The following is a 15,597-nucleotide window of genomic DNA, read 5'->3' on the forward strand; positions in this document are numbered from 1 at the left end:
GGCCTATCCCATCACGTGCCGCTCAGGACGGGAGGGTCGCGAGGCGGGGGAGGAGGAGCGACTCCCAGAGGGCCGCCTTGTCCTTGCGGAAGAAGCCGTGGTGCCCGACGGCGCGGAGGTCGTGGTCGGCGGGTGAGACGCGGAGGAACTCGACGACCGCGTTGGGCAGCCGGTCGGCGAGATCCCGGAAGCTGCGCTCGGCGAGCAGCTCGTCGTCGACGAACGACAGCGAGACCGTCGGCGTCGTGACCTCCTCGTACGCCGTGACGAGATCGGGGAACTCCGACCACAGGTAGTCGCGCTGCATGCACCACCGGCCCCACTGCCGCATCACGTGCGGCGGCACGTCCCCGAGCACGCCCAGACGCTTGCCGGGGAAGTAGCCGGACACGGCGATCGCCACCGGCGCGATGACCTTCCACAAGAGCGGGGCGCGCCACCGCAGGCTCGCGACGTTGTAGCGCCACGTGCCGGTGCCGGAGGCGACGAGCACCGCGCCGGCGAGCCGTTCGTGCGGCACGACGCCCAGGGCCTGACCGCCGAGGCTGTGCCCGATCCAGGTGACCGGCAGCCCGTCCGCGCGCTCGATCGCGTACGCCGCCGCGTCGCGCGCGTCGAGCATCCACCGCATCGCATCGGCGTCCACGTCGGCGAGCGCCCCCGAGCCGGACCATCCGTAGCCGCGGTAGTCGAACAGCAGGACCGCGAGCTGCTGGTCGCGCAGCCACGACGCCAGGTGGCGGTAGTACGCGGCGTCGGTCGCCATCGCCGGAGCCACGACCACCACGCCCCGCGGGCGCCCGACGGGCTCGAACCAGCGTCCGTACAGCGTGCGGCCGTCGTCGGTGGGGATAGTGGCCTCGTCTAGAACAGTCGTCATAATCGGAGTGTGTTCTATGACAGTCGTTCTAGTCAAGGGGTAGGGTGACGGCATGGGTGATGCGCGATCGACGATGGTCGCCGGCGCGGCGACGATGATCGGCATGCGCGGTGTGGGCGCGACCAGCGTGCGTGAGCTCGCGAAGCACACCGGCGCGCCGCTCGGCTCGACGTACCACTACTTCCCGGGCGGCAAGGAGCAGCTCGTCGCCGAGGCGGTCGCGTGGGTGTCCGACCGGATCGAGACCCTGCTGCGCGAGAGCGACAGCGCGCTGGACGCGCTCGACGCCTTCGTGGCGAGCTGGCGGCGACTCCTGGAGTCCACCGGCTACCACGCGAGCTGCCCGGTCCTCGCCGTGGCGGCCGAGGAGCCGGCCCTCGGCGATGACGGTGAGCCCGTGTCCACGCCGGCCTTCGCGCGTTGGCACCGTCTCATCGCCGCCACGCTCGAGAAGGACGGGATCGCGGCCGACGAGGCGCGCGGGCTCGCCTGGACCGTGCTCGCCTCCGTGGAGGGCGCGGTGGTCCTGTCCCGCAGCCAGCGCAGCGCCGAGCCGCTCGACGCCGTCGCCGCGCACCTGCGCTCCGTCGTCGCCGCTGCGGTCGCCCGCGTGCCGTAGTCTCCGTCCATGACGGCGCCCGAGACCCTCGACCGACTCCTCGACGTCGTCGAGCGCGACATCGTCCCGCTCACGCGGGCGGGCGTCACGGCCGGCAACAAGATCTTCGGCGCCGCGATCCTGCGCAAGGCCGACCTCTCGGTGGTGGTCGCCGAGACGAACAACGAGACCGCCAACCCGCTGTGGCACGGCGAGGTCCACGCGATCAAGCGGTTCTACGAGCTGCCGGCGGGTGCTCGCCCCGAGCCAGGGGAGTGCGTCTTCCTCGCCACCCACGAGCCCTGCTCGCTGTGCCTGAGCGCGATCGCGTGGTCGGGGTTCGACAACGTCTCCTACCTGTTCAGCCACCAGGACTCCGCCGACGCCTTCGCGATCCCGCACGACATCGCCATCCTCAAGGCCGTGTACGCGGTGCCGGACCCCGACCGCGACGCGCCGGCTCCCGGGCGCGACCTCTACAACCGCGCGAACGCCTACTTCACGAGCACCGACCTCGCGTCCGAGATCCGTGAGGCCGACGACGGCGGTCTGCTCGTCGGGAGGATGGAGGCGCTCGCGGCGACCTACGCCGCGATCTCCGACGCCTACCAGCGCGACAAGGGACACCGCGGGATCCCGCTGAGCTGAGGACGGGAGCGATGGGCAGACGGAGCCTCTCGGTACGCCGGTGGACCGGGCGCAGCCTCACCTACCCCGAGGTCGGGGCGACCGCGGGGCCGATGCCGGCCGGCTACCACCACGCCGACGAGACGCGCGTCCTCGGGTCGGGCGGCGCGCTCTTCGACGCGGCCGCGACGAGGCTCCTGACGCTGGGGATGCACCGGGCGGCGGGCAACACCGTGGTGGCGACGCAGGTGCCGGTCGTCGAGGGGGCCGTGGTCGTCCAGCGCCTCCGGCTGGGTCCGCTGCGCTTCGACGCACCGTGCCAGGTGGTCGCGGTGGTCGACGAACCCGCCCGGCGCGGCTTCGCGTACGGGACGCTCGACGGCCACCCCGAGTGCGGGGAGGAGCGCTTCGAGGTCGCGATCGACGCGGAGGGACGTGTCACCGCCCGGATCCGCGCGTTCTCCCGGCAGGCCCGTTGGTTCACCCGCCTGGCCCCGGCGCCCAGCCGGCTCGTGCAGCGGTGGATGACCGCACGCTACTTCCGGGCGCTCGTCGCTCCCTGAGCCCGACCGAGCAGGTCCGTCAGGGGTGGACGGGAGCGTCGTCGGAGGCCGCCTCCGCCTCCTCGGCGAGGCGCTTCTCGTCCTCACGCTCCTTGCGGAGCTGGCGGAACGAGTAGACGACCGCGGCTGCCCAGAGCGCGGCGAGCGCGAGGTACACGACCGAGCGCACGTCGCCCGAGGCGTCGATCCAGTCGCTCTTCAGCAGGGTGCGGACGTTGGTGATGATGATGAGGCCGCCGACCAGGGAGCCCAGCACGCGCGGCGGGATGTGCCGGACCAGCCAGGCGGCGATCGGGGCCGCGATCATGCCGCCGATGAGCAGCGCGAGCGCCCAGGTGTAGTTCACGCCCTGCGAGCCGATCCCCACGATGAAGCCGAGGCTCGCGGCGATGGCCACGAGGAACTCGCTGGTGTCGATCGACCCGATCGTCTTGCGCGGCTCGAGCCGCCCGCTGGCGAGGATGGCCGGCGTCCCGACGGGACCCCAGCCGCCACCGCCCGTCGAGTCGACGAACCCGGCGACCAGGCCGAGGGGCGCCAGGAACCGCTTGCGCAGCGGCTTGCCGAGGTTGCCCTGGGGGATCCCTGCGGCCGTGAAGCGCACGAGGATGTAGGCGCCGAGGGCGAGCAGGATCAGGGACATCAGGGGAGCCGCGGCCTCGGTCGACAGGCTCGAGAGGAACGTGGCGCCCGCGAACGCGCCGATCGCACCGGGGATGCCGATCTTCGCGACGACCTTCCAGTCGACGTTGCCGAAGCGCCAGTGGGCGGCCCCGGAGACGAGGGTCGTCCCGATCTCGGCCAGGTGCACGGTGGCCGACGCCGCAGCCGGGTTGGTGCCGATCGCCAGCAGCAGCGTCGTCGACGTCACGCCGTAGGCCATGCCGAGGCTGCCGTCGACGAGCTGCGCGCCGAGGCCGACGAGCGAGAGAAGAACCAGGCTTCGCATCAAGTCCCCAATGATGGTGTAATCGCTTAAGTCACGTTGTTCGCTACACAATAACCAGATTTTTGTGCACCCTGCAAGAAACTCCAGGTCGTGAGACGGGGCGTGTCGAGGAGGCCTCCACACCAGCCGATAGCGTGCCCCCGTGAACCGGCACGAGCTCATCGCCTACGTCCGAGCGCAGCGCGACGCCGTCGTCGCCACGGTCGGCCCGGAGGGTGGGCCGCAGGCGGCCTACCTCGAGGTCGCGGTAACGGATCGAGGCGAGCTCCTCTTCGACGCACGGGCGTCGTCGCGCAAGGTCGCGAACCTCCGGCGGGACCGGCGTACCGCCCTGGTCGTCGGGGGCCGCGACGGAAGCACGTTGCAGTGCGAGGGCGAGGCCGACATCCCCACCGGACGCGAGCGGGTGCGGTGCGCGGCGGCGTACCTCGACGCGTTCCCCCAGTACGAGGCCTCGCTGTCCGACGTGAGGATCGTCCTCGTCCGCGTACGGCTGACGTGGGCACGGTTCGCCGACCACCGGTCCGACGTCCCCGTGACGCACGAGATCGACGTCACCGGCTGGGAGGCCGCCGCCGTGTGGGAGTCCCTCCGCGAGCGCGGCGCGCCGACCGTGCACGAGGGCAGGGGCGCCCCCGAGGACCGCATCCGCGCGGCGGAGGCCGAGCTGGGAGTGACGTTCCCGCCGTCGTACGCGACGTGGTTGCGGACCTTCAACGGCACCCGCGTCGCGCACGGCCAGATCGCCCACCTCGTCCCCGACGAGCACGTCGACCTGGCGGACGACGACCTCCGCTACCGCCCTCGTCTGGCCGGGGGAGCGCACGGCGGACGCCTGCCGGTGCTCACGCTCGACGACGCCGGGTGGTGGGAGCTCGACTTCACCCAGCCGACCGACGACGGGGAGGTCGCGGTCGTGCACCACGACCCGTACGGCGGGCCGGCGGTCTACGCGCGGAGCTTCGTCGGTTTCGTCGACCGGCTGCTCGACGAGTACGCCGAGGGTGGCTGAGGGTCAGCGGCAGCCGCGCGGCGCATCCACGCGCGTCACCCAGTACGGCGTGTCCGGCGTCGGCGGAGTGGTGAAGCGGGCGTTGGGCAGGTAGAGCCAGCGGCCGAACGCCGCCACCGTGGTCGGGATGTCGAAGCCCGGATCGGTGATGGTGTGGATCAGCCGGCCCGTGCGCGCCGCCCGGTCCAGCCGGAAGACGGCGACCTTGTTGAGCTGGTTCTGCACGACGTACAGCGTGCGGCCGCGCAGCAGCATGCCGTCGCCGTTGGACACCGCGTATCCGCCCAGGTCCACCCGGCGGGTCGCGCCGGTGCGGAGGTCCACCCGGTGCAGCTCACCGGCGGTCGAGTGGACGACGAGCAGCCCGCGTCCGTCAGGCGTCTCCGTCAGCCCGTTCGCGCCGAACCCCGTGCCTTGCACCCAGTCGCCGGACAGCGGCAGCGTGACGACGTCCTCGGGGTCGGCCAGCCGCCCGTCGCGAGCGAGCGGCACGCCGTACAGCTGGGGCTGCGAGGAGTCGGTGAACCACGCGTAGCGCTTGGTCAGGACGACGTCGTTGACGAAGCTCGCCGCCGTCGTGAACTGGTACGACGCCAGGATCTCGCCGCTGTCGACGTCGACGACGCGTCCGTCGCCGGCCGGTCCTCCGGCGATGAAGAGCCGCCCGCGGCGGTCGGACTTGAGCCCGACCGAGGGTGTGCCCGGTCCCTGGCTCATGATGTGCCCGGCGCCGGTGCGCAGGTCGACCTCGAAGATGTCGCCGTCTGCGCGCGAGCCGAACCACGCGGTCGGTCCGGGGCCGATGGCGATCCCCTCCGGGAGGAAGCCGTCAGGCAGCTCGAGCCGGTCGGGGAACGCCTTCGCCGTGGCGGCCGGCGGGGCCAGGACCGCGACGACGAGCGCGAGCGCGAAGGCGAGAACGAAGCGGGATGTACGCATGATCGTCACTCCTCGTGACCGAGAGCCGCGCGCCGGTCGACGCAGCGACAACAGGCGGACACCCCCACCGTAAGCGACGACCGGCGGTCCTGGCTGCCCCCGGAGGCGGCTGTCGCTAGGCGACGAAGATGCAGAAGGGGTGGCCCGAGAGGTCGGCGAAGACGAACAGGGGCTCGTCGGCGTCGTCGCTGCGGTCGAGCAGCAGCTCCGCCCCGAGCGTCTCGGCACGCTCCCGCTGCCGGTACAGCTCGTCGACGTCGGGCACCGTGAGGTCCAGGTGGAGCTGCATCGGCACGTCGTGGTCGGGCCAGGTCGTCCGCGCGAGCCTCTCGACCCGCTGGAACGCCAGCATCCGCTTGTCGTCCTCGTCCACGAGCACGAGCCACCCGGGCTCCTCGGCGTCTCCGGAGGCGTCGGGCTCGTCGCCCGCCCGGTAGCGCAGCCCGAGGAGCTCGCGGTAGAACTCCGCGAGCTCACGCGGCGTCGTGGTGTCGAGGACGGTGTGCAACAGCTGGGGATAGACGGCCATGGACCTCACGCTAGGGGACCTGTCGTCAGAACGACGGTGGACAGCTCGTGGCGAGGTCCACCCGTCCGGGCGTCACGCCGTCGAGCGCCTCGGCCGCGCGAGCACGGCCGAGGTTCCACTCGAGCCAGTCGTCGGAGGAGGCCTCCCGTCCGTCGAGGACGCACGCCTGCAGCGTGGCTGGGAGCTCGGTCAGTGCCGGGACGGCGTCGTCGGAAAGCTCGCGGAGGTAGGTCCAGTCGATGCGACCGGTCTCCTCGTACCGATCGATGTTGCGCTCGGCGACCCACGCGTCCGGGTTGATCACGGCGATGCCGAGGAGCGCGACGGCACCGCTCAGCAGGGCGAAGCGCGGGAACCAGGCGGCCCGCAGCGCGATGCCGCCCACCAGCACGGCGAGCACGAGCAGCCCGAGCCAACCCTCGAAGACGTCGACCAGCAGGCGGAGCTGGGTGAACCCGTACGCCTCCTGGTAGACGTGCATCCGGTAGAGCGCCGACGCGACCACGACGAGCGTCTGCAGGCACAGCAGGCCGAGCGACGCACGCAGCCAGGTCCGGTCGGCTGCCGTCTCGCGGGGCGCCTTGCGGGCTGCGGCCCAGATGACGAGCAGCGTCAGCGCCGTCGCGACCGTGAGCTGGGCGAAGCCCTGGTGCACGTACTCGGCGTAGGTCAGCCCGGTCGTGCGCTGCAGGTAGTCGTGCCCGCCGAAGACGACGGTCGCCTGCGCGACGAGGAACGCGAGGAACACGCCGTTGACGACGAGCACCGGGGCGAGCCACTCGAAGCGGTTCGCGACCGGGCGTACCGTGCCGTTGCCCTGCTCGACGCGGGGTGGGTTCAGCGCGAGGTACACCGCGGCGAGGACGGTGCCGCCCACCGCGACGGCCACGAACGCGCGCAGGACGAACGTGTCGATCGTCAGGTCGGGGAGCAGCGCATCCACCCACTCCGCGAGAAGGGCGTCGGCGGACCCGAGGAGCAGGCCGAAGACCAGAAGTCCCAGGACCGACAGCCCGACCGTCCGGAGCAGCGCAGCGCTCTTGCCGAGCCCGGTCAGCACTCCGAACGTCCGGCCCAGCCACGGGATGCCACGCAACCCCGCGAGCGGCCACGCGAGACCGGAGAGGACGAAGCCCGGCAGCGTACGCCCGCGGGTGGCGCCGCAGACCATCATCGTCGCCGCAGCCAGGAGGCAGAGCACCACGATCCACTCGGCGGCGCGGAACATCGTCGTCGCGGCGAGCAGGACGCCGATCGCGGCGCACGTGAGGGTGAAGGGGTCGCGACGGTTCGCACTCGCGGCGAGGACGACGGCACCGGCCGCGAGCAGGACGAGGAACGTCCCGAGACCCACCGTGCGGTACGGCAGGACCATGCCCGCGAGCACGCCGGTCGCGAGCGCGCCCAAGAGCACCGACAGCCGGGCCGGGACCCCGCGGTCGGGCCAGAAGGCGCCGAAGACGTCGTTGCCGAGCGGCCTCGGAGGCACCGGCCCCGAAGGCACCCCGGGGGAGGGGTACGGGCCGGGGTGCGGGGTGACGACGGGAGGAGCGGGCGGACGCGCGCTGGAGGAAGGGGTCGTCGAAGGTGGCGGCGGGGTCGGCATGGTGTCCTCCTGGCGGTGAGCGGGGCGGTCTGCGGGCTGGACGGGCAGCTCGACGCGGATCCGCGCGCCGTCGCCGCCGGTCTCGGGGTCGACGAAGCGGATCGTGCCGTCGTGGAGCTCGGTGACCCATCGGGCGATCGCGAGTCCGAGCCCGGTGCCGCCCCCGCCCTCGTTCGCCCTGAGGGTGCCGAACGGCTCGAAGACCCGCTCCCGGTCCTCCGCGGCGACACCGGGACCCTGGTCGTGCACCTCCAGGCGGTAGCGCTCCCCGGCACGCGTCGCCGTGACCAGGACGGTGCCGCCTGCGGGGCTGTGGCGCGAGGCGTTGTCGAGGAGGTTGGCCGCGAGCTGACGCAGCCGTGCGGGGTCGGCGCGCACGACCAGGTCGGGCGGCTCGACGCGGACGTCGTACGTCACGGCACGGCCGAGGACCCTCGCCTCGGCGACGGCGTCGGCCAGCAGCGGGGCGAGGGGGACCGGCTCGGGCTCGAGCGGTGCCTTGCCGGCGTCGACGCGGGCGAGGTCGAGCAGGTCCTCGACGAGTCCCGCCAGGCGCTCGGCCTGCGCCAGCGCTGCCGCGAGCGACTCCGGGTCCCGAGGACCGACGTCGTCGACGAGGTTCTCCAGCACCGCGCAGAGCGCCGCCAGCGGCGTACGCAGCTCGTGGCTGACGTTGGCGACCAGCTCGCGGCGCTGCCGGTCGACCGTCGCGAGGTCGCGGGCCATCGTGTTGAACGCCCGGGCGAGCTCACCGACCTCGTCCTTCGACGTCTCGCTCACCCGCACGTCGTAGTCGCCGACTGCCATCCGCCTGGCGGCATCGGTCATCTGGCGCAGCGGCGAGGTCATGCCGACCGCCAGCAGCTGGGTCACCGCCAGCGCGAGCAGCATGGTCACGGGGACGCCGAGCCACACCGGCACGCCACCGGCGCGTCCGAGGGTCGCGACGGCCAGCGCGACCGCGACGCTGACCACGACGAGCAGGCCGAGCTTGACCTTGATCGACGTGACCCGGGCGAGCGGCTGCGAGGTCATCGGTCGTCGCCGGTCTCGAGGGCGTACCCGACGCCGTGGACGGTACGGATCCGGTCGGCGCCGACCTTCGTACGCAGGCCCTTCACGTGGCTGTCGAGTGTGCGGGTGCCGGCGGCACCGGGCCATCCCCACACCTCCGCCATCAGCCGGTCGCGGGTGACGACCGCTCCCGGCTGCCCGGCCAGGCAGAGCAGGAGGTCGAACTCGGTCGGCGTCAGGCGCACCTCCTCGTCCGCCAGCCACACCCGCCGCGCGTCGGCATCGACGCGCAGGTCACCGAGCGCGACCTCGCGACGTCCCGTGAGCTCCGCGGCGCGGGCGACGCGGCGCAGCAGCGCGGACACCCGGGCGACGAGCTCGCGCATGCGGAACGGCTTCGTGAGGTAGTCGTCCGCACCGACGCCGAGCCCGACCAGCACGTCGGTCTCGTCCGCCCGCGCCGTCAGCATGAGGACCGGGACGGGCCGGTCGGCCTGGATCCGCCGGCACACCTCGTGCCCGTCGTACCCGGGAAGCATGACGTCGAGCACGACCACGTCGGGGGAGTGCACGGCGTACGCGTCGACCGCCCCCGGTCCGTCCCACGCGCGGACGACGTCGTACCCCTCGGCCTCGAGCCGGTCGGAGACCGCCTGGTTGATGACCGTGTCGTCCTCCACGACGAGAACCTGCCGGCGCTCTGTGCTCATGCTCGAAGGCTACGAGTGCGCGCGGTCGGAAGGCGTGGACGACGTGTGGAGGTTCTGTGCAGATCGTGGTCCGGCAGACGCGCACGCGAGGCCTGCGACACAATCGCGCCGTGGGCGACGTGGGACGTACGACCTGCCGGGCGCAGGTACGCCGGGCGCTGCCGAGGATCCTTTGCCTGGCCGCGCTCACCTGGTTGGTCATCGCCGCCGACTCAAGCTGGGTGCTCGGCGCGGCGAGCGTCCTTCTGGTGGTGTCCGCCCTCGACGCGGTCGCCGGCGGTTGGTGGACCTTCGTCAGGACCGGCGAGCGCCCCCGCCCGGCGATCGCCGCCCGCTACGCGGAGCCGGGGGAGTACGACGTCCACCTGACCGACGTGGGACCCCACGAGATCCAGGTCATCAAGGCCGTCCGCGAGACCACGGCGCTCGGGCTGGCCGACGCGCGCGCCATCGTCAGCGCCACGCCCGGCCGTGTCGTGAGGGGGCGGAGCGAGCGGAGTGCGTGCGCCGTCGCGCAGACGTTCAACGCCGCCGGGGCGTCGGCGCTGGTGACGCCTACACGAGACTCGCCGTGAGTCCGCCGTCGAGGACGTAGCTGCTGCCGGTGATCCACGACGCGCGGTCGGAGGCCAGGAAGCAGGCGACCTCCGCGATGTCGCGAGGAGTGCCGAGGCGCCCTTGCTTCGCGGCCACGAGGTCGCCGAAGGGCACCTGGGTCGCACCCTCGAAGTCGGGGCGCAGCCGGTCGACCATGCTCGTGTCGGCGAATCCCGGGCACACCGCGTTGACGCGGACGCCCGACGCGCGCAGCTCGACGGCCGTGACGCGCGTGAGCTGGATGAGTGCTGCCTTCGTCGCGCAGTAGGACCCGAGCAGCGGGCTCCCGCCGAGGCCGGCGATGGATGCGATGTTGACGATGTTGCCGCCGGACTCCACGAGGTGCGGCACGGCGGCCTTCGTCGCGACGAACGGGCCCCGCACGTTGACGGCGAAGATCCTGTCGAAGCTCTCGGTCGACTGCTGGACGAGCGGGCTCGCGACCTCGATCCCCGCGTTGTTCACCAGCACGTCGAGGCCACCCAGGATCCCGACCGCTTCGGCGACCGCGGCCTGGACCGCAGCCTCGTCGGAGACGTCGCAGCTCGCCGTCCCCGCGGCGCCCAGCTCGGCCGCCGTCGCCTCGGCGGCAGCCGCGTCGAGGTCGCTGACGACCACCTGAGCGCCTTGCTCGAGGGCCAGTGACGCGATCGCGCGGCCGATGCCCGCTGCCGATCCGGTGATGAAGATGCGCTTTCCGTTGAGCTCTGACATCGAGAAGCCTCCTGGACGAGGGAGCGTGACCGGTGTCTGGAGGCTAGCGGGCGCGAGCGGGTCGGCACTGGCAGTTGACCGGCCGCGCGTGGCACGATCGGTCGGGTGAGCGTCAGCCCCACGGAGACCCAGCGGATGCGCGACCTCGCTCTGCTGCGCCGCGTGCGCGACCGCATCGACCGCGAGTACGCGCAGCCGCTCAACGTCGAGGCGCTCGCGAAGGGCGTGAACATGTCGGCCGGGCACCTGAGCCGTCAGTTTCGTCTCGTGTACGGGGAGTCGCCGTACTCCTATCTCATGACCCGGCGCATCGAGCGGGCGATGGCGCTGCTGCGCCGCGGAGACCTCAGCGTGACCGACGTGTGCTTCGAGGTGGGCTGCTCGTCCCTGGGGACCTTCAGCACCCGGTTCACGGAGCTGGTCGGCGTCCCGCCGAGCGCCTTCCGCCGCGCGGCGGAGGAGAGGACGATCGCCCCGCTCGACGGGATGCCCGCGTGCGTCGCGAAGCAGGTCACCCGCCCGATCCGGAACCGCGAGCCGCGTCCCCTCGGCGAGGAGCGCACGGACGGTCGTACGCCCGCACCGAGCCACAGCTAGGGGAGTGCGGCGACCTCGCGCTCGAGGATCGCGACCGCCTTCGGGCCGACACCGTGCAGCGCGCCGAGCCGGTCGACGCCGTACGCGCGGACGTCGGCCAGCGAGGCGAGCCCCGCCGCCACCAGGGCTCGCGTCGCAGGGTTGCCGATGGCCCTCGGCAGGTCGCCGACCTCGCCGGCCCGGGCGGTCTCCGCGGCCCGCGCCGGTGCCGACAGCCGCTCCGGCGCGCAGGCGAGCCACGCGAGGCGTACCCAGTGGTTGAGCTGTTGGCCGTTCAGGCCGGCGAGCGGGACCTGGACGCCGATGGGGGAAGCGCCCTGCGGGAGCGGCGTGGCGCCGGGCTGCTCGGCGAGGGCGATCTCAACATCGGCACCGGTGAGCCGCAGCCGGACGTCCCCTTCCTGCGTGACGCTCACGAACTCCGTGCCACCGACCGTGAAGGAGACCAGCCCGGTATCGGCTTGCTCCTCGGCCTCCGGCAGCGACAGTGCGGTCCTGCGGAGGTGCGCCAGCGTCGTCATGGCGTCATCCTCACTCACCGTCGCTACCGCGGTCACCCCGAGGGAACAGTCAGGAATCGAGAAGCGACCCGGTCCCGGTCGCCACTAGCGTGACTGCCATGAACATCACCATTCACTACGCGTTCCTGCCGCAGACCGATCCGGAGGCAGCGCTCGGCTTCTACCGCGACACCTTGGGCTTCGAGGTGCGCAACGACGTCGGCTTCGAGGGGATGCGGTGGATCAGCGTCGGCCCGCCGAACCAGCCCGAGACCGGCATCCTGCTCTACCCCCCGGGTGCCGAGCCCGGCATCACCGACGACGAACGACGGACGATCCTCGAGCTCATCGCGAAGGGCAGCTACGGCTCGATCACGCTCGCGACCGACGACCTCGACGGCCTGTTCGAGAAGCTGGAGGCCAGCGGCGCCGACGTGGTCCAGGAGCCGACCGACCAGCCGTACGGCGTCCGTGACTGCGCCTTCCGCGACCCGTCGGGCAACCTGCTGCGCATCAACCAGACCTGACGCCTCCGGACGTCGCCCTGTCCGGGGGCGACGTGGCCGGAACCGACCTGATCCGCCTCTAGGGTGGGACCGAGCACCGCCCCGCCCGCTCGACCGATGGAGAGACGATGACCAAGGCCGCCACCTCGGCGAGCACCGGCACCGCTGCGCACGCCGCCGACCGCCACGACCTGATCCGGGTGCAGGGTGCCCGCGAGAACAACCTCAAGGACGTGAGCGTCGAGCTCCCGAAGCGCCGCCTGACGGTCTTTACGGGCGTGTCCGGCTCCGGCAAGAGCTCCCTGGTGTTCGGCACGATCGCCGCGGAGTCCCAGCGGATGATCAACGAGACCTACAGCGCGTTCGTCCAGGGCTTCATGCCGACGCTGTCGCGTCCCGAGGTCGACTATCTCGACGGGCTCACGACGGCCATCATCGTCGACCAGGAGCGGATGGGGGCCAACCCGCGCTCGACTGTCGGCACGGCGACCGACGCCAACGCGATGCTGCGGATCCTCTTCAGCCGGATCGGCACCCCCCACATCGGACCGCCGACGGCCTTCGCCTTCAACGTCCCCACCCGCGTGGCGAGCGGCGTGATGAAGACCGAGAAGGGCGGCAAGGAGGAGAAGACCGTCGTCCGCGGCGCGGTCTACCAGGGCGGCATGTGCCCGCGCTGCGAAGGCATGGGGTCGATCAGCGACTTCGACCTGACGGCCCTGTACGACGACTCCAAGTCGCTCGAGGACGGAGCGCTCACCGTCCCCGGCTACAGCATGGACGGCTGGTACGGCCGGATCTTCAGCGGCGCCGGCCTCCCGATGGACAAGCCGATCGCCTCGTTCACCAAGAAGGAGCTGCAGCAGCTCCTCTACGCGGAGCCGACCAAGATCAAGGTCGAGGGCGTCAACCTCACCTACGAGGGCCTGATCCCCAAGATCCAGAAGTCGATGCTCTCCAAGGACATCGACGCGCTGCAGCCGCACGTCCGCCGGTTCGTCGAACGCGCGATCACCTTCACGACCTGCCCGGACTGCGAGGGCACCAGGCTCAGCAAGGAGGCGCTCTCGTCGAAGATCAAGGGCAAGAACATCGCCGAGCTGTGCCAGATGCAGATCAGCGACCTCGCCGAGTGGATGCGCGACCTCGACGAGCCCGGCGTCGCTCCGCTCGTGGGCGGGCTCCAGCACCTGCTCGACGCCTTCCAGGACATCGGCCTGGGATACCTCAGCCTCGACCGTCCCGCCGGCACGCTGTCGGGCGGCGAGGCGCAGCGCACCAAGATGATCCGTCACCTCGGCTCGTCGCTGACCGACGTCACGTACGTCTTCGACGAGCCGACGATCGGTCTGCACCCGCACGACATCGAGCGGATGAACGACCTGCTGCTCCAGCTGCGCGACAAGGGCAACACCGTCCTCGTCGTCGAGCACAAGCCCGAGACGATCGCCATCGCCGACCACGTGGTCGACCTCGGCCCCGGTGCGGGCACGGCGGGCGGCACGATCTGCTTCGAGGGCACCATCGACGGTCTGCGGGCGAGCGACACGACGACCGGGCGCCACCTCGACGACCGAGCATCGCTGAAGGAGACGGTCCGGGAGTCCACCGGAGCGCTCGAGATCCGCGGCGCGTCGACCCACAACCTCCGTGACGTCGACGTGGACGTGCCGCTGGGCGTGCTGTGCGTCGTGACCGGCGTCGCCGGGTCCGGCAAGAGCTCGCTGATCCACGGGTCGATTGCCGAGCGCGAGGGCGTGGTCGTCGTCGACCAGGGCGCGATCCGCGGGTCGCGCCGGAGCAACCCCGCGACCTACACCGGGCTGCTCGAGCCCATCCGCAAGGCGTTCGCCAAGGCCAACGGGGTCAAGCCGGCGCTGTTCAGCTCCAACTCCGAGGGTGCCTGCCCGGCGTGCAAGGGCGCCGGCGTGATCTTCACCGAGCTGGGCGTGATGGCGACCGTCGAGTCGACGTGCGAGGAGTGCGAGGGGCGGCGCTTCCAGGCTTCGGTCCTCGAGTACACCTTCGGTGGCCGCAACATCGCCGAGGTCCTCGCGATGTCGGTCACCGAGGCCGAGTCGTTCTTCGGCGAGGGCGAGGCACGGACGCCTGCCGCGCACAAGATCCTCGACCGGCTCGCTGATGTCGGACTGGGCTACCTCAGCCTCGGACAACCGCTCACGACCCTGTCGGGCGGCGAGCGCCAGCGGCTGAAGCTGGCCGCGCAGATGGCCGAGAAGGGTGACGTCTATGTCCTCGACGAGCCGACCACGGGTCTCCACCTCGCGGACGTCGAGCAGCTGCTCGGTCTGCTCGACCGCTTGGTCGAGTCCGGCAGGTCGGTGATCGTGATCGAGCACCACCAGGCCGTGATGGCGCACGCCGACTGGATCATCGACCTCGGCCCGGGCGCGGGTCACGACGGAGGCACGGTGGTCTTCGAAGGCACGCCGGCGGCACTGGTCGCGGACCGCTCGACGCTCACCGGTCAGCACCTCGCGGAGTACGTCGGGGGCTGACGCGCGGGCTCACTCAAGCAGGCGGCGAAGCCGGGCCTTGCCCCGGTTCTCGCGGACGACCCACGCGACGTCCGGGTCGGTGCTGCCGGCGAGAGCCGCGAAGCGCGGCAGGCCCTCGTCCGGGAGCGCGGCCACCGCGACGCTCCAGCAGTAGCCGAGGGCCTTGCGCAACGTACGGACGTCCCGGTCCCGGCGCTGCGACGCGGGCACGGCGGCCAGGCTGGAGGTGGCCTCCGCGCAGGCGTCCAAGGCTGCCCGCGCCGTCGACTCGTCGCGCAGCAGCCGCGGCTCGCAGATCCCCGCGATCGCCGCTCGCCGCACGAGCGGGTGCTCGTCGGTCGCCCACACGGCAACCACGGAGCGCAGCCCGTCTGCGTCCACGTCACCGAGGCGTTGGAGCCCCATCGCCGCGGCCTCGCGGACGCGCCACGACGCGTCGGCCGCACGAGCGTGGAGCACGGCGAACAGCTCGCTGCGCTGATCGGCGGACCGCTCACCCAGCAGGCGACCGAGCCCGACCGTCCCGCAGCAGCGCAGGTACTCGTCGTCATCGCCAGCCAGCTCGCGTACGAGCGGCTCGGGCGCGACGTCGGCGAACGCTCCCATCAGCTCGAGGTTCGCCCGCGGCCCCGGGAGCCCCGAGCGGGAGCTGAGATAGGCGCGGACCTCGGAGGCCGGCATCTCTCTCAGCGCGGCGCGGTGCTCCTCGACGGCCGTCACGCGCTGCATCGTACGAC

General features: G+C 72.0%; 17 protein-coding genes. 8 read left to right on the top strand and 9 right to left on the bottom strand.

Annotated features, from left to right (window positions below; genetic code table 11):
* Positions 1-22: 22 nt before the first annotated feature.
* Positions 23-880 carry an alpha/beta hydrolase family protein gene (locus ACQSSQ_RS10360; protein WP_431326998.1) on the bottom strand — a complete coding sequence of 286 codons (858 nt, stop codon included), beginning with the start codon at positions 878-880 and terminating at the stop codon, positions 23-25.
* 52 nt (positions 881-932) lie between these two features.
* Between ACQSSQ_RS10360 and ACQSSQ_RS10365 the strand changes: the two genes are divergently transcribed.
* From ACQSSQ_RS10365 to ACQSSQ_RS10375, 3 genes are read left to right on the top strand one after another with little or no spacing between them, the layout of a single operon-like run.
* A complete protein-coding gene (locus ACQSSQ_RS10365) occupies positions 933-1,499 on the top strand; it encodes a TetR/AcrR family transcriptional regulator (protein ID WP_431326999.1) in 567 nt (188 codons plus the stop codon).
* Between the two features lie 9 nt (positions 1,500-1,508).
* Positions 1,509-2,126: a deaminase gene (locus ACQSSQ_RS10370; RefSeq protein ID WP_431327000.1), complete on the top strand. Its 618-nt coding sequence runs from the start codon at positions 1,509-1,511 to the stop codon at positions 2,124-2,126.
* Positions 2,127-2,137: 11 nt separating this feature from the next.
* The gene (locus ACQSSQ_RS10375) at positions 2,138-2,668 is read left to right on the top strand and encodes a DUF1990 domain-containing protein (protein WP_431327001.1); all 531 of its coding nucleotides are present in this window, start codon (positions 2,138-2,140) and stop codon (positions 2,666-2,668) included.
* A gap of 19 nt (positions 2,669-2,687) precedes the next feature.
* Here the strand turns inward: ACQSSQ_RS10375 and ACQSSQ_RS10380 are convergent, their stop codons facing one another.
* A complete protein-coding gene (locus ACQSSQ_RS10380) occupies positions 2,688-3,617 on the bottom strand; it encodes a sulfite exporter TauE/SafE family protein (protein ID WP_431327002.1) in 930 nt (309 codons plus the stop codon).
* 142 nt (positions 3,618-3,759) lie between these two features.
* Between ACQSSQ_RS10380 and ACQSSQ_RS10385 the strand changes: the two genes are divergently transcribed.
* Complete coding sequence (locus ACQSSQ_RS10385) at positions 3,760-4,629, top strand: pyridoxamine 5'-phosphate oxidase family protein (protein ID WP_431327003.1); 870 nt, start codon at positions 3,760-3,762, stop codon at positions 4,627-4,629.
* A 3-nt stretch (positions 4,630-4,632) separates the two neighbouring features.
* Here the strand turns inward: ACQSSQ_RS10385 and ACQSSQ_RS10390 are convergent, their stop codons facing one another.
* The 4 genes from ACQSSQ_RS10390 to ACQSSQ_RS10405 all read right to left on the bottom strand — a co-directional run bounded on the left by ACQSSQ_RS10390 (position 4,633) and on the right by ACQSSQ_RS10405 (position 9,427).
* Positions 4,633-5,568 (bottom strand): SMP-30/gluconolactonase/LRE family protein, encoded by a 936-nt coding sequence (locus tag ACQSSQ_RS10390; RefSeq protein WP_431327004.1) that lies wholly within the window; start codon positions 5,566-5,568, stop codon positions 4,633-4,635.
* 115 nt (positions 5,569-5,683) lie between these two features.
* Positions 5,684-6,097 (bottom strand): VOC family protein, encoded by a 414-nt coding sequence (locus tag ACQSSQ_RS10395; RefSeq protein WP_431327005.1) that lies wholly within the window; start codon positions 6,095-6,097, stop codon positions 5,684-5,686.
* A 25-nt stretch (positions 6,098-6,122) separates the two neighbouring features.
* Entirely contained in the window at positions 6,123-8,738 is a 2,616-nt protein-coding gene (locus ACQSSQ_RS10400) for a DUF4153 domain-containing protein (RefSeq protein WP_431327006.1), read from the bottom strand.
* Positions 8,735-9,427, bottom strand: a complete 693-nt coding sequence (locus tag ACQSSQ_RS10405) for a response regulator transcription factor (RefSeq protein WP_431327007.1) — start codon at positions 9,425-9,427, stop codon at positions 8,735-8,737. Before ACQSSQ_RS10405 ends, ACQSSQ_RS10400 begins: the two co-directional genes overlap by 4 nt.
* 110 nt (positions 9,428-9,537) lie before the next feature.
* Here ACQSSQ_RS10405 and ACQSSQ_RS10410 point away from each other — a divergent pair, with 110 nt between their 5' ends.
* Positions 9,538-10,002, top strand: coding sequence for a ribosomal protein L7/L12 (locus ACQSSQ_RS10410; RefSeq protein WP_431327008.1), 465 nt, complete (start codon positions 9,538-9,540; stop codon positions 10,000-10,002).
* On the opposite strand, the gene ACQSSQ_RS10415 is transcribed toward ACQSSQ_RS10410, so the two are convergent.
* The gene (locus tag ACQSSQ_RS10415; RefSeq protein WP_431327009.1) at positions 9,983-10,738 is read right to left on the bottom strand and encodes an SDR family NAD(P)-dependent oxidoreductase; all 756 of its coding nucleotides are present in this window, start codon (positions 10,736-10,738) and stop codon (positions 9,983-9,985) included. The genes ACQSSQ_RS10410 and ACQSSQ_RS10415 overlap by 20 nt on opposite strands.
* Positions 10,739-10,873: 135 nt before the next feature.
* Between ACQSSQ_RS10415 and ACQSSQ_RS10420 the strand changes: the two genes are divergently transcribed.
* Complete coding sequence (locus ACQSSQ_RS10420; RefSeq protein WP_431327983.1) at positions 10,874-11,335, top strand: helix-turn-helix transcriptional regulator; 462 nt, start codon at positions 10,874-10,876, stop codon at positions 11,333-11,335.
* Here the strand turns inward: ACQSSQ_RS10420 and ACQSSQ_RS10425 are convergent.
* Positions 11,332-11,856 (bottom strand): hypothetical protein, encoded by a 525-nt coding sequence (locus ACQSSQ_RS10425; RefSeq protein ID WP_431327010.1) that lies wholly within the window; start codon positions 11,854-11,856, stop codon positions 11,332-11,334. The two genes, ACQSSQ_RS10420 and ACQSSQ_RS10425, sit on opposite strands and share 4 nt — an antisense overlap.
* Before the next feature lie 98 nt (positions 11,857-11,954).
* On the opposite strand from ACQSSQ_RS10425, the gene ACQSSQ_RS10430 reads away from it, so the two are divergent.
* Both ACQSSQ_RS10430 and ACQSSQ_RS10435 read left to right on the top strand, forming a co-directional pair.
* Positions 11,955-12,362: a VOC family protein gene (locus tag ACQSSQ_RS10430; RefSeq protein ID WP_431327011.1), complete on the top strand. Its 408-nt coding sequence runs from the start codon at positions 11,955-11,957 to the stop codon at positions 12,360-12,362.
* Positions 12,363-12,469: 107 nt separating this feature from the next.
* Positions 12,470-14,860 (top strand): ATP-binding cassette domain-containing protein, encoded by a 2,391-nt coding sequence (locus tag ACQSSQ_RS10435; protein ID WP_431327012.1) that lies wholly within the window; start codon positions 12,470-12,472, stop codon positions 14,858-14,860.
* A gap of 9 nt (positions 14,861-14,869) precedes the next feature.
* Here the strand turns inward: ACQSSQ_RS10435 and ACQSSQ_RS10440 are convergent, their stop codons facing one another.
* A complete protein-coding gene (locus tag ACQSSQ_RS10440; protein ID WP_431327013.1) occupies positions 14,870-15,580 on the bottom strand; it encodes a HEAT repeat domain-containing protein in 711 nt (236 codons plus the stop codon).
* Between the last annotated feature and the right edge of the window lie 17 nt (positions 15,581-15,597).

The sequence above is a fragment of the Mumia spirodelae genome (genome assembly GCF_050632745.1).
Lineage (GTDB): Bacteria > Actinomycetota > Actinomycetes > Propionibacteriales > Nocardioidaceae > Mumia.

Coding starts and splice junctions, on each gene's coding strand:
- ACQSSQ_RS10375 (WP_431327001.1), top strand. CDS start 2,138: ATGGGCAGACGGAGCCTCTCGGTACGCCGGTGGACCGGGCGCAGCCTC.
- ACQSSQ_RS10380 (WP_431327002.1), bottom strand. CDS start 3,617: ATGCGAAGCCTGGTTCTTCTCTCGCTCGTCGGCCTCGGCGCGCAGCTC.
- ACQSSQ_RS10370 (WP_431327000.1), top strand. CDS start 1,509: ATGACGGCGCCCGAGACCCTCGACCGACTCCTCGACGTCGTCGAGCGC.
- ACQSSQ_RS10425 (WP_431327010.1), bottom strand. CDS start 11,856: ATGACGACGCTGGCGCACCTCCGCAGGACCGCACTGTCGCTGCCGGAG.
- ACQSSQ_RS10415 (WP_431327009.1), bottom strand. CDS start 10,738: ATGTCAGAGCTCAACGGAAAGCGCATCTTCATCACCGGATCGGCAGCG.
- ACQSSQ_RS10430 (WP_431327011.1), top strand. CDS start 11,955: ATGAACATCACCATTCACTACGCGTTCCTGCCGCAGACCGATCCGGAG.
- ACQSSQ_RS10360 (WP_431326998.1), bottom strand. CDS start 880: ATGACGACTGTTCTAGACGAGGCCACTATCCCCACCGACGACGGCCGC.
- ACQSSQ_RS10420 (WP_431327983.1), top strand. CDS start 10,874: ATGCGCGACCTCGCTCTGCTGCGCCGCGTGCGCGACCGCATCGACCGC.
- ACQSSQ_RS10435 (WP_431327012.1), top strand. CDS start 12,470: ATGACCAAGGCCGCCACCTCGGCGAGCACCGGCACCGCTGCGCACGCC.
- ACQSSQ_RS10390 (WP_431327004.1), bottom strand. CDS start 5,568: ATGCGTACATCCCGCTTCGTTCTCGCCTTCGCGCTCGCGCTCGTCGTC.
- ACQSSQ_RS10395 (WP_431327005.1), bottom strand. CDS start 6,097: ATGGCCGTCTATCCCCAGCTGTTGCACACCGTCCTCGACACCACGACG.
- ACQSSQ_RS10365 (WP_431326999.1), top strand. CDS start 933: ATGGGTGATGCGCGATCGACGATGGTCGCCGGCGCGGCGACGATGATC.
- ACQSSQ_RS10400 (WP_431327006.1), bottom strand. CDS start 8,738: ATGACCTCGCAGCCGCTCGCCCGGGTCACGTCGATCAAGGTCAAGCTC.
- ACQSSQ_RS10405 (WP_431327007.1), bottom strand. CDS start 9,427: ATGAGCACAGAGCGCCGGCAGGTTCTCGTCGTGGAGGACGACACGGTC.